Below are 12,471 nucleotides of genomic sequence, written 5' to 3'. Positions count from 1 at the left end.
CCTCTGGTTGACGGTCCCGCCTTATGGTGGCGGATACCGGATCTGCTTACATCTGCGTCTTTCCGGCGAAAGCACTTCGCGCTTTCGCCGGAAAGGCTTCACCCCCGCCTGTAAGAAGGGTGCCAGAATGTCACTTTGCGCTCGATCAGCGCGATCAGCCCGTAAGAGAGCGATCCCGCCAGGGCGGCGACGAAAATTTCGGCCCAGACCATGTCCACATTCATGCGGCCGATCTCAGCCGAAATGCGGAAGCCCATGCCGACAATCGGCGTGCCGAAGAATTCGGCCACGATAGCGCCAATCAGCGCAAGCGTTGAGTTGATCTTCAGCGCGTTGAAGATGAAGGGCATGGCGGCGGGCAGGCGCAGCTTCACCAGCGTCTGCCAGTAATTGGAGCCATAGGTCTCCATCAGGTCGCGCTCCATCGATCCGGTGCTGGCAAGGCCTGCAACCGTATTCACCAGCATGGGGAAGAAGGTCATGATGATGACGACGGCAGCCTTCGACTCCCAGTCGAAACCGAACCACATCACCATGATTGGCGCGACGCCAACGATGGGCAGCGCCGCCGCCAGATTGCCGAGCGGCAACAGGCCCTTGCGCAGGAAAGGGATGCGGTCTGCGATGATGGCCGTGATGAAGCCCAGCCCGCAACCGGCGACATAACCGATGATGACCGCCTTCATGAAGGTCTGGCGGAAATCCGCCCAGAGGATCGGCACGGAATCGACAATCCGCGCCCAGATGGCGGAAGGTGCAGGCAGCAGCACTTGCGGTATGGCGAACAGCCGGACGGCTGCTTCCCACAGCACCAGCATGGCGATGCCGAACAGGGCAGGGACCGCGATGTCGAGAAGTTTCTGGCCCTGCGGGGTGCGGGCCTTGAGGCTGGAAACCCAACCCACAATCACCCACGACACCACAATGATGGCGATAACGGAGAGAATGCCGGTCATCATGCAGCAGCCCTTTCCGGTTTCGCGCCCATGCGGCTATTGACGATGCGCGCTACCAGCCCGACCAGTGCGACCAGCACACCCGCCATCAATGCGGCGGCGATGAGCGCCGCCCATATCTGCACCGTCTGCCCGTAATATGAACCGGCGAGCAAGCGCGCGCCAAGTCCGGCCACGGCGCCGGTCGGCAATTCGCCGACGATTGCGCCAACAAGGCTGATGGCAACGGCAATTTGCATCGATGTGAACAGGAACGGCATGGCCGCAGGCCAGCGCAGCTTCCAGAACACCTGTGCGCGGGACGCATTATAGGTTCGCATGAGGTCGAGATGCATGACATCCGGCGACCGCAGCCCCTTCACCATACCAACGGCAACGGGGAAGAAGGAAAGATAGGTCGAAATGAAGGCTTTCGGCAGCAGGCCCGATATGCCGATGGCATTCAGAACAACGATAATCATTGGCGCAATGGCGAGGATCGGGATCGTCTGCGAGGTGATGATCCACGGCATCAGGCTCTTGTCGAGCGTGCGCGAATGGACGATGCCGACCGCAAGCGCGATGCCAAGAAGCGAACCCAGCGCGAAGCCCAGCAGCGTGGAGGACAGCGTGACCCATCCATGATAGACGAGGCTGCGCTTGGACGTGGGCTTGACGTCGAAAACGGTCTTCCAGATTTCCTGCGCCACCTGATGCGGTGCTGGCAGAACCGGGCGCTCCTGGTTCATCGTATTGGCGACGAGCGTGGAAAACGAAACCTCGGTCCCGGCGCGCTCTGCCTGATCGCGCTCGAATGGCGCATTGAGAAAAACGGCCAGCCCATACCAGAGCGCGACGAACACGGCGAGAACCGTCGTCACGGGAATGAATTTGTCGTGCAGGAAGGCTTTCATTTGCGGCCTCCTGCATATAGGCCGAAAGCTCTACTCATGAATATGCCCCAGCCGCAGGCCTTCGCGCACGCGATGGGCGATTTTCAGGAAAGCCTCCGATTCACGAATATCCAGCGTCCGATCCGGTCCGAGGTCGCAGTCGATGATTTCATGAATGCGGCCCGGACGCGGGCTCATCACCACGATCTTGGTGGAAAGAAACACGGCTTCCGGGATCGAATGGGTCACGAAGATGACGGTTTTGCGCGTCGCGGCCCAGAGTTTCAGAAGCTGTTCGTTGAGGTGGTCGCGCACGATTTCATCGAGCGCGCCAAAGGGTTCGTCCATCAAAAGCATGTCGGGGTCAAACGACAGGGCGCGCGCGATGGAAGCGCGCTGCTGCATGCCGCCGGAAAGCTGCCATGGAAACTTCTTGCCAAAGCCGGTCAGATTGACGAGCGCGAGGTTCTTCTCGATCCGCGCCTGACGCTCCGCCCTGGAATAGCCCATGATTTCCAGCGGCAGGCTGATATTGTCCTCGATCGTGCGCCATGGAAACAGGGCTGCCGCCTGAAACACATAGCCGTAGGAGCGGTCGAGACGGGCATTGGCGGGCGTCATGCCGTTGACGCTCACCGAACCGGAGGTCGGCTGTTCGAGATCGGCGACCACACGCATCAGCGTGGTCTTGCCGCAACCCGAAGGACCGATAAAGGAAACGAACTCGCCGCGCTGGATCGCGAGGTTGATATTGGACAGCGCATGGACCGGCCCGTCATTGGTCTCGAAAACCAAAGACAGATCCTTGATGTCGATTACCGTCTGCGCATTCTCCAAGCCCCTCTCCGGGGCCATGCTGTCATTCACATTCATGCGCGGTTCCCGAAGCTGAGCTAGAGCCATGTGTCAGACCCCTATCGGCATATGTTCTGCGCTGCGTTCCACCTTACGCGGAGCGACGATTTCCTTCCACTGCGACAGCGCCTTGTTCACCGCGCCGTTCGGCTCGCGTTCGATGAAGCGACCGTCGCCCGGCTCGGCGGTAACCTTGCCCTTGTTATAGGCAACGCGACCGCGAGAGAGCGTCACGACCGGCAGGCCCTTCAGCTCAAAACCTTCGAACACATTGTAGTCGATGGAGGAGTGCTGTGTCTTGGCCGAAACCTTTTTGGTGGCTTCCGGGTCCCAGATGACCAGATCGGCATCGGCCCCCGGCAGGACAGCACCCTTTTGCGGGTAGATGTTGAGGATCTTCGCAATATTGGTCGAAGTCACCGCCACGAATTCGTTCGGCGTCAGACGACCGGTACGAACACCACGCGTCCACAAAACCGGAAGGCGCTCTTCCAGACCGCCGGTGCCGTTCGGAATTTTGGTGAAATTGCCGATGCCATAGCGCTTCTGCTCGGTGGTGAAGGCGCAATGGTCGGTCGCCACGCATTGGAGGCTGCCCGCAGCAAGACCCGCCCACAGGCTATCCTGATTGACCTTGTCACGGAACGGCGGCGACATCACGCGGCGCGCCGCATAATCCCAGTCCTTGTTATGATATTCGCTTTCATCCAGCGTCAGATGCTGGATCAGCGGTTCGCCAAACACGCGCATACCCTTCTGTCGGGCGCGGCGGATTGCTTCGTGGCTCTGCTCGCAGGAAACATGCACGACATAAAGCGGTACGCCTGCCTGATCGGCGATCATGATGGCGCGGTTGGTGGCTTCGCCTTCCACTTCCGGCGGGCGGGAATAGGCATGGGCTTCCGGCCCGTTATTGCCTTCGGCCATCAGCTTGGCCTGCAAATGGGCGACAACATCGCCGTTCTCGGCATGAACGAGCGGCATGGCGCCCAATTCCGCGCAGCGCTGGAACGAGGCGAACATCTCGTCGTCATTCACCATCAGCGCGCCCTTATAGGCCATGAAATGCTTGAAGGTGTTGATGCCGCGCTTCACCACTTCGGCCATCTCGTTGAAGGTGCGCTCGTTCCAACCGGTAATCGCCATGTGGAACGAATAATCGGTGCGCGCCTTGCCCGCCTTCTGGAACCATTCCTGAAGCGCGTCGAGGAGGTTGCCTTCGGAATCCGGCAGCACGAAATCGACCACCATGGTCGTGCCGCCCGCAAGGGCCGCCGCCGTGCCGGTGTCGAAATCGTCGGACGAATAGGTGCCCATGAAGGGCATTTGCAGATGGGTATGCGGATCGATGCCGCCGGGCATGATATAACAGCCGGTCGCGTCGATAATTTCATCGCCGGTCAGATTGTCGCCAACGGCAGCAATCTTCTCGCCTTCGATGAGAACGTCGGCTTTAAAGGTGCGGTCGGCGGTAATGACGGTGCCGCCTTTGATGACCTTGGATGCTCCAGTCTTAGCCACTGTTCGTTCCCCTTTTTGGTTTTGTATGAACACAGGTGCTGTATTGGATGGCAGTGAAATCAGCTTACAATTTCAGCAGTCTCCAATACGGCATGCAGAAGCACGTCGGTTCCCGCCGACGCCCATTCCTTCGAAATTTCCTCATCCTCATTGTGGCTCAACCCGTCGACGCAGGGGCACATGACCATTGCCGTCGGTGCAACGCGATTGACCCAGCAGGCGTCGTGGCCAGCGCCGGAAACAAGATCGCGATGGCTGTAGCCAAGCCGTTCGGCGGCATTGCGGATGGCTTCCACACAGCCCTTGTCGAAGGTGACGGGATCAAAATGGCCAGCCACTTCGATTTCGATGCCGATGCCCAGTTCCTCGGCAATCTTCGGCGCTTCCTTTTCGAAACGCGCCTTCATGCCGTCCAGCACATCCTGATTGGGCGAGCGGAAATCCACCGTGAACACGACCGTGCCCGGCAGGACATTGCGCGAATTCGGCGAAACATCGATATGACCGACGCCACCAACCGCATCCGGCTGATGCGCCATGGCGATTTCGTTGACGAGTTGCAGCATCTTGCCAAGGCCGAGGCTGGCATTCTTGCGCATCTTCATCGGCGTGGAACCGGTATGCGCTTCCTTGCCCGTCAGCGTCACTTGCAGCCACCACAGGCCCTGACCATGGCTCACAACGCCGATATCCTTGTTTTCAGCCTCAAGGATCGGCCCCTGTTCGATATGCAGTTCGAACATGGCGTGAATTTTCCGTTTGCCGACCGGCTCGTCGCCTTTCCAGCCGATGCGCTCCAGCTCATCGCCGAATTTTTTGCCCTTGGCGTCAGTGCGCTGATAGGCCCAGTCCTGATCCAGCACGCCTGCGAACACGCCCGAAGCCAGCATGGCAGGCGCGAAGCGGGTGCCTTCCTCATTGGTCCAGTTGGTGACCACGATGGGGCGCTTGGTGCGGATGTTCATGTCGTTCAGTGTGCGCATGACTTCGAGGCCGCCCAACACACCCAGAACGCCGTCATATTTGCCGCCGGTCGGCTGCGTGTCGAGATGGCTGCCCATATAGACGGGGTCGGCATCGGCGTCTTCGCCGGGGCGCAGGAAAAACATGTTGCCCATCGTGTCGACGGTCATCGACAGTCCAGCCTTTTCGCACCAGGACTGGAAAAGCTTGCGGCCTTCGCCGTCTTCATCGGTCAGCGTCTGACGGTTATTGCCGCCGCGCAGACCAGGGCCAATCCTGGCCATGTCCATCAGGCTGTCCCACAGGCGGTCGCCATTGACTCTGAGATTGCTGGTGAGCACCATGCGCTCGACCTCCTCATTGTATGGATGCGTTGGACGCCGCGCCAAATCTGCCTAAGGCTCGTATCCACTCGCTTATAAGTTCCCGCGACCTGGCTCTTTGGCCACAATATTCTTGCCTGAATTGCAAAAACTTGACTAGTTGGTCAAAATGCAGGCTAGAAGAGCGTTCGAAGACGGTCAAGCGCTTTTGAAAAATTCTACACTGCCGAAAGGTGTCAAATGGCCACAGCCCCTTCAGCGCCCCCATCTGCGGACCCAACCGCGTCTGAAAAGACGGAAGGTGCGACGCGTATTCAGGGCATCAATCGCCGGCTCATTCTCGACGCGGCGCTGGAAGTGTTTTCAAACTATGGATTTCGCGGCTCGACCATCGACCAGATCGCCGAGAAGGCGGGCATGTCGAAGCCGAACCTGCTCTATTATTTTCCGCGCAAGCAGAACATCTATGTCACCGTGCTGGAAGATACGCTGGCCACATGGCTGGAGCCTTTCGAGAATATCGACCCGGAGGGCGACCCGTTGGATGAATTGCGCCGCTATATTGCGGTGAAGCTGGAAATATCGGCCAAAAAGCCAGAAGCCTCGCGCCTGTTCGCCAATGAAATCCTGCACGGTGCTCCCGCCATTTCCGATTTTCTGAAAGGGCATCTGAAGCAGCTTGTCGATGAAAAGGCAGCCGTCATTCATCGGTGGATCGCCGAAAAGCGCATCGCGCCGGTTGATCCTTATCATCTGATTTTCACGATATGGGCGGTGACGCAGCATTATTCCGATTTCTCGGTGCAGGTTTCCGCCATTCTCGGTGACCGGACCCAGAAGCCCGGCTTTTACGACGAAACGGCAGCTGCTGTCAGCGCCATCATCCTTGACGGAATCCGCCCACGGGAAGAAGTTGCCGCATCATGAAAACGATTCGCATTTCAGCAGCCATCATCCGCGACGAGGCAGGCCGGTTCCTGCTCGTGCGCAAGCGCGGCAGCGCGATATTCTTCCAGCCCGGCGGCAAGATCGATGCGGACGAACAGCCGGAAATCGCGCTTATTCGCGAGATCGAGGAAGAACTTGGCATTCGCATCGACGCCAGCCAATTGCGCTATGCGGCGACGATGTCGGCCGCAGCCGCCAATGAGGTGGACGCCACCGTGGAAGCAGAGCTTTTCCATCTCACGCTGAAGGACGGTCAGGTGCCGGTCGCTTCCAGCGAGATTGAGGAACTGCTGTGGAACCCGCCCGGCGATCAGACCCGCCCGGTGGCACTGCTGTCACAGAGCATTCAGGCGCGTTTCAAGGATTCGTGACGCGAGCGGTTCCTGTTAAAACGGAATCGTGGAACTGCTCTATCTATTTGTTTTTACGCATTATCCTACGCAAAACCGCTACGCACTTTTGCTGGAAATGCTCTAGCTTGCAAAGCGCCGGGTTTCGCCCGGCGCTTTGTCTTTGCTGGATAGCGTTTATTCAGCCGCTTCCTTGACCGCCATCGGATTGTTTGGATGGGTGGTCCAGTTGGCGTAATCAGGCATGATCGGCGCCTTGGTGCGTGGATCGACGCCGCCGATCTGCTCCATGGTGATGCAGTTCTCGACCGGGCAGACATTGACGCAGAGATTGCAGCCGACGCATTCCTCGTCGATCACCTCGAAATGGCGCGCGCCATTGACGAGATTGGTGATCGCCTGATGCGAGGTGTCCTCGCAGGCGATGTGACAGCGACCACATTTGATGCAGAGATCCTGATCGATGCGCGCCTTGGTGACATAGTTCAGGTTCAGATACTGCCAGTCGGTAACCTGCGGTACGGCCATGCCGCGGAAATCGTCGAGCGTTTCATAGCCTTTCGAATCCATCCAGTCCGACAGGCCGTCGATCATTTCCTGCACGACCTTGAAGCCGTAGGTCATGGCCGCCGTGCAGACCTGCACCGTGCCGCAGCCGAGCGCTATAAACTCGGCTGCGTCGCGCCATGTCGTGATGCCGCCAATGCCTGAAATCGGCAGGCCGTGGGTTTCGGGATCGCGGGCGATTTCCGCCACCATGTTGAGCGCAATGGGCTTTACCGCCGGGCCGCAATAGCCGCCATGGCTGCCGCGACCGTCAATGGAGGGCACCGGCGACATGCGGTCGAGATCGACCGAGACGATGGAGTTGATCGTGTTGATCAGCGACACGGCATCCGTACCCGCCGCATGCGCGCCGCGCGCGGGCTTTCGAATATCGGTGATATTGGGCGTCAGCTTGGTGATCACCGGCATGCGGCTATATTGCTTGCACCATTTGACGACCATGGCGACATATTCCGGCACCTGACCGACGGCGGCACCCATGCCGCGTTCGCTCATGCCATGCGGGCAGCCGAAGTTCAGCTCGATGCCATCCGCGCCGGTTTCCTCGACCAGAGGCAGGATCGCCTTCCAGGCTTCCTCCTCGCAAGGCACCATGATCGAGGCGATCAGCGCGCGGTCCGGCCAGCGCATCTTGACCTCTTTCATCTCGCGCAGATTGACCTCCAGCGGACGGTCGGTGATCAGCTCGATATTGTTGAGGCCGAGCAGCCGCCGGTCTGCGCCATGGATCGCGCCATAGCGCGGGCCGTTGACGTTTACCACCGGTGGGCCTTCGGCACCCAGCGTCTTCCACACGACGCCGCCCCAGCCCGCCTTGAAGGCGCGCTCGACATTATAGGCCTTGTCGGTCGGCGGGGCCGAAGCCAGCCAGAAAGGATTGGGTGATTTGATGCCGAGAAAATTCGTTGAAAGATCAGCCATGTCTTGAACCTCCTCAGCCTTGCTCGTTGCCAAGCTGGGTCGTTGCCCATTGATCGGACGGGACGTTGCGGTCCCGCGAGGGAGCAGCCGTGTGGTGCGCGCCGCCGGAAAGCACGGCTTCCGCAAAGCCTTCCACGGCCTGCGGACGCCGCGTCAGCGTGGCATGGATCGATTCAGCGGCAATCTTGCCCGCCTCTACCGATGCGACCGTCAGGTCCTTGCCGCCTGCAACGCAGTCGCCCCCCGCCCATATGCCTTCAACCGTGGTTCGGCCTTCCGCATCTGCGCTGATCCGGCCCTTGGCCATGCCGATACCGGAGCCGCGCAGCGGTTCTGGATCGAATGTCTGGCCGATGGCCTTGAATACCTGATCAGCTTCCAGCGTCAAATATTCGCCCATGCCGACCAGCTTGCCGTCCTGATTGCCGGTATATTCAAAGGTCACGGCATGGACGGTGCCGTCGCCGCTGCGTTCCAGCGCATGGGGTCGCAGCCAGTGCCGGAGCACGACGCCATGGATCTGCGCCAGTTCCTGCTCGTAGGCGCTGGCATTCATGCTTTCCTGACCGCGCCGATAGACGACGGTAACATTTTCCGCGCCGAGCTTCCTGGTCTGGATGGCGACGTCGATGGCCGTCATGCCGCCGCCGATGACGACCACATTGCGCCCGACGGGGAGGGCGGAGAGGTCCTTGGCCTGACGCAGATTGGCGATGTAATCGACCGCGTCGAGCACATTGGGCGCATCTTCGCCGGCAAGGCCAAGATCGTTCACGCCCGGCAGCCCCATGCCGAGGAACACCGCATCATGGCCCGCTTTCAGCGCTTCGATGGTGATGTCCTGACCGAGCGTCTGGTTGTATTCGATCGTGATGCCGCCGATTTCCAGCACGAATTCCAGTTCGCGCTGGGCGAAATTATTGACGGTCTTATAGGCCGCAATACCATATTCGTTGAGACCGCCGCCCTTCGGCCGCGCCTCGAACACGGTGACCTGATGGCCCTTCATGGCCAGACGATGCGCTGCCGAAAGACCGGCGGGACCAGCGCCCACCACGGCAATATGCTTGCCGGTTTCCGCTCCACGCTTGAAGGGCTGCTTGCCTTCGGCCATCAGAACATCGGTGGCATAGCGTTGCAGATTGCCGATCTTGACCGGCTTGCCCTCTGCCGTTTCGCGCACGCAGACTTCTTCGCAGAGCGTCTCCGTCGGGCAGACGCGGGCGCACATGCCGCCCAGAATGTTTTCGCTCAGGATTGTCTTGGCCGCACCGACCGGATTGCCCGCATTGATCTGCCGGATGAACAGCGGAATGTCGATGCCCGTCGGGCAGGCCTTCATGCAGGGCGCGTCATAGCAGAAATAGCAGCGGTCGGATTCGACAATGGCTTCGTGCCGCGTCAGCGGCGGATGCAGATCGTCGAACACATGCGCATATTCACCGGCGGCAAGGCGCGCGCCGTGAATGTCAGGCGTGTGGCCCGTTTCTGCATCAATGGATGAACTGCCTGCGGATCCCCTCGTGGAAGGATTCATGGATCGCATCTCCCATTTTTATCTACAGTATTGGCCCAAAAGTCCGGATCGACCTTTGGAAATCACGATGCGTAGAAATGCTTCGGAGCGACCTTTGTGCGCCCTTGCGGACGCCTTGGTGCTCCATGCGACATGCGGGTTCCCTTTGCGCAATGCCGCTCATGTCCAGGCTGCAATCTTGCTGTTGCTTGCTCCGGTTATGGTTAGGATGACAGATTTTTTCGGAAGGTCAAATTTTTTATCATCTGGTCAATTTATGATTCCCGAGCATTGCCAGCAAAAGTGTGAAACGGTTTTGTGTTCGGAAATGCGGCGCTCAAAAACTGTCAAGAAATAGGCGATGCGCGGCACCGCTTTTCAAGGCAGATAGATGGTTTGAAATTATGCTGTTCTCGCAGAGGCTTCGGATGCAGCTTCGGCAATATTGGCGAAGAAGCGGTCGGCCACTTTGCGCGCGACAGAACCGAGCAGCTTGGTGCCGAGCTGGGCAATCTTGCCGCCCGCATCGCCGCGTATGGTATAAGACAGGATTGTTTCGTCGCCATCTTCGGTCAGCATCACGTCGGTCACGCCATGCGCAAAACCGGCAATAGAACCCTCGCCATGGCCGGAAATCGTATAGGAGGCGGGCGGGTTCATGTTGGACAATTCCAGCATGCCGTGGAACCGGACTTTGACAATGCCGAGATTGACTTTCAACGCAGCGCGGATTTCGGTTGGCGACAGACGCTCGATATCCTCGCAGCCGGGAATGCAGTCTTTCAGCGTCTCGATGTCGTTCAGCGCATCCCAAACCGCCTGTCTTGGCGCTGCTATGCGTTCTTCACCTGTCAGGTCCATGCTTTGCTCCAGACGCGTGCTGCTATCAATGTAATTTGATTGATAAGATGTATATGGCAATCTATCCAAATAGGAAGTTTCGGTGATTTAATTGCCACAAACTTTCTTAAACTGCCCTAATATGCGGAATTAAATCGATTTGATTCGGGAGTAGCATCATGGCAAGAGACGCGACGAAGCTTGAAGCAACGGTCGCTAAGCTGAAAAAGCACTGGACGGAGAACGCCCCGCACGACATGCGCGCGGCATTTCAATCCGATCCGGGCCGGTTCGAGCGTTATTCGCTGTCGCTGGACGATCTCTTGTTCGACTGGTCGAAATGTCGGGTCAATGACGAGACCATTGGGCTTCTGAAAGAACTGGCGCTGGCCGCAGACGTGGAAGGCCGCCGCGCCGCCATGTTCGCAGGCGAACACATCAACAATACCGAAGACCGCGCCGTGCTGCATGTGGCCTTGCGCGACACATCGTCGAAGGAAGTGCTCGTTGACGGCCACAATGTGCTGCCGGATGTGAAGCAGGTTCTGGATCGCATGGCGGCCTTTGCTGACGGCATCCGTTCCGGCGCGCTAAAGGGTTCGACGGGCAAGAAGATCACCGATATCGTCAATATCGGCATTGGCGGTTCCGATCTCGGCCCGGTCATGGCGACGCTGGCGCTGGCGCCTTATCACGATGGTCCGCGCGCTCATTTCGTGTCCAACATCGATGGCGCACATATTGCCGACACGCTGGCTCCGCTCGATCCGGCGACGACGCTGATCATCATCGCCTCGAAGACCTTCACCACCATCGAAACCATGACCAATGCGCAGACGGCGCGCAAATGGATAGCCGATGCGCTGGGCGAGGCGGCGGTCGGCGCGCATTTCGCTGCCGTGTCGACGGCGCTCGACAAGGTTGCGGCCTTCGGCATTGCCGAAGAGCGCGTCTTCGGTTTCTGGGACTGGGTCGGCGGTCGCTATTCGGTATGGTCGGCGATTGGTCTGCCGGTGATGATCGCTGTCGGTCCCGAAAATTTCCGCAAGTTCCTCGCCGGTGCCCATGCCATGGATGTGCATTTCCGCGATGCGCCGATGGACAAGAACCTGCCCCTGTGGCTCGGCCTGATCGGCTACTGGCACCGGGCGATTTGCGGCTATGGCAGCCGCGCGATCATCCCCTACGATCAGCGCCTTTCGCGCCTTGCGGCCTATTTCCAGCAGCTCGACATGGAATCGAACGGCAAGAGTGTGACTGTGGACGGCAAGCCGGTTTCCGGCCCGACCGGTCCGGTTGTCTGGGGCGAGCCCGGCACCAACGGCCAGCACGCTTTCTTCCAGCTTCTGCATCAGGGCACCGATACGATCCCGCTGGAATTCATCGTGGCCGCCAAAGGGCACGAACCGGAACTCGATCATCAGCATGAAATGCTTTTGGCCAACTGCCTTGCGCAGTCGGAAGCACTGATGAAGGGTCGCACGCTGGACGAAGCCCGCGCCCAGTTGCAGGCGAAGAAGCTGCCGGAAAGCGAAGTCGAGCGGATCGCGCCGCACCGTGTTTTCTCCGGTAACCGCCCGTCGCTGACGCTGGTGCACGACAAGCTCGATCCTTATGCGCTGGGTCGCCTCGTCGCGCTTTATGAACACCGTGTGTTCGTGGAAGCGCAGATTTTCGGCATCAATGCCTTCGATCAGTGGGGCGTGGAACTGGGCAAGGAACTGGCCACCGAATTGCTGCCGGTGGTTTCCGGCAAGGAGACGGCAGGCACCCGCGACGCCTCCACGCAAGGTCTTGTCGCGCATCTGCACGCACGACGCAAAGCTTGACGGCATAATC

Annotated in this window: 11 protein-coding genes; 3 read left to right on the top strand and 8 right to left on the bottom strand. The window is 59.2% G+C overall.

The window, feature by feature from the left end; genetic code table 11:
* Nucleotides 1–98: 98 nt before the first annotated feature.
* Genes WIX40_RS12375 through WIX40_RS12355 form a run of 5 tightly spaced genes read right to left on the bottom strand, consistent with a single transcriptional unit; the run spans nt 99 to nt 5,511 of the window.
* Nucleotides 99–959 carry an ABC transporter permease gene (locus WIX40_RS12375; RefSeq protein ID WP_109368315.1) on the bottom strand — a complete coding sequence of 287 codons (861 nt, stop codon included), beginning with the start codon at nt 957–959 and terminating at the stop codon, nt 99–101.
* Nucleotides 956–1,849 (bottom strand): ABC transporter permease, encoded by an 894-nt coding sequence (locus WIX40_RS12370; RefSeq protein ID WP_121537216.1) that lies wholly within the window; start codon nt 1,847–1,849, stop codon nt 956–958. The genes WIX40_RS12375 and WIX40_RS12370 overlap by 4 nt, the downstream gene beginning before the upstream one ends.
* A gap of 30 nt (nt 1,850–1,879) precedes the next feature.
* The gene (locus WIX40_RS12365) at nt 1,880–2,731 is read right to left on the bottom strand and encodes an ABC transporter ATP-binding protein (RefSeq protein WP_371830896.1); all 852 of its coding nucleotides are present in this window, start codon (nt 2,729–2,731) and stop codon (nt 1,880–1,882) included.
* Between the two features lie 3 nt (nt 2,732–2,734).
* Nucleotides 2,735–4,204, bottom strand: coding sequence for a dihydropyrimidinase (gene hydA / locus WIX40_RS12360; RefSeq protein WP_109368318.1), 1,470 nt, complete (start codon nt 4,202–4,204; stop codon nt 2,735–2,737).
* A 59-nt stretch (nt 4,205–4,263) separates the two neighbouring features.
* A complete protein-coding gene (locus WIX40_RS12355) occupies nt 4,264–5,511 on the bottom strand; it encodes a Zn-dependent hydrolase (protein WP_121537222.1) in 1,248 nt (415 codons plus the stop codon).
* A 219-nt stretch (nt 5,512–5,730) separates the two neighbouring features.
* Between WIX40_RS12355 and WIX40_RS12350 the strand changes: the two genes are divergently transcribed.
* Nucleotides 5,731–6,417, top strand: a complete 687-nt coding sequence (locus tag WIX40_RS12350; protein ID WP_339440019.1) for a TetR family transcriptional regulator C-terminal domain-containing protein — start codon at nt 5,731–5,733, stop codon at nt 6,415–6,417.
* A complete protein-coding gene (locus tag WIX40_RS12345; RefSeq protein WP_339440017.1) occupies nt 6,414–6,809 on the top strand; it encodes an NUDIX hydrolase in 396 nt (131 codons plus the stop codon). Before WIX40_RS12350 ends, WIX40_RS12345 begins: the two co-directional genes overlap by 4 nt.
* Nucleotides 6,810–6,965: 156 nt before the next feature.
* On the opposite strand, the gene preA is transcribed toward WIX40_RS12345, so the two are convergent.
* The 3 genes from preA to WIX40_RS12330 form a co-directional block, all read right to left on the bottom strand.
* Nucleotides 6,966–8,276, bottom strand: coding sequence for an NAD-dependent dihydropyrimidine dehydrogenase subunit PreA (gene preA / locus WIX40_RS12340; protein ID WP_109368322.1), 1,311 nt, complete (start codon nt 8,274–8,276; stop codon nt 6,966–6,968).
* Nucleotides 8,277–8,289: 13 nt separating this feature from the next.
* The gene (locus WIX40_RS12335; RefSeq protein WP_371834131.1) at nt 8,290–9,813 is read right to left on the bottom strand and encodes an NAD(P)-dependent oxidoreductase; all 1,524 of its coding nucleotides are present in this window, start codon (nt 9,811–9,813) and stop codon (nt 8,290–8,292) included.
* A 381-nt stretch (nt 9,814–10,194) separates the two neighbouring features.
* Nucleotides 10,195–10,653, bottom strand: a complete 459-nt coding sequence (locus WIX40_RS12330; protein ID WP_109368324.1) for an SRPBCC family protein — start codon at nt 10,651–10,653, stop codon at nt 10,195–10,197.
* A gap of 158 nt (nt 10,654–10,811) precedes the next feature.
* Here WIX40_RS12330 and pgi point away from each other — a divergent pair, with 158 nt between their 5' ends.
* Nucleotides 10,812–12,461: a glucose-6-phosphate isomerase gene (gene pgi, locus WIX40_RS12325; RefSeq protein WP_339440015.1), complete on the top strand. Its 1,650-nt coding sequence runs from the start codon at nt 10,812–10,814 to the stop codon at nt 12,459–12,461.
* Nucleotides 12,462–12,471 lie beyond the last annotated feature (10 nt).

Source organism: Ochrobactrum teleogrylli (assembly GCF_037482325.1).
GTDB classification, from domain to species: domain Bacteria; phylum Pseudomonadota; class Alphaproteobacteria; order Rhizobiales; family Rhizobiaceae; genus Brucella; species Brucella teleogrylli.
Note: the sequence above shows the minus strand (reverse complement) of the source record. Positions and strands in the feature narration are given on the sequence as shown.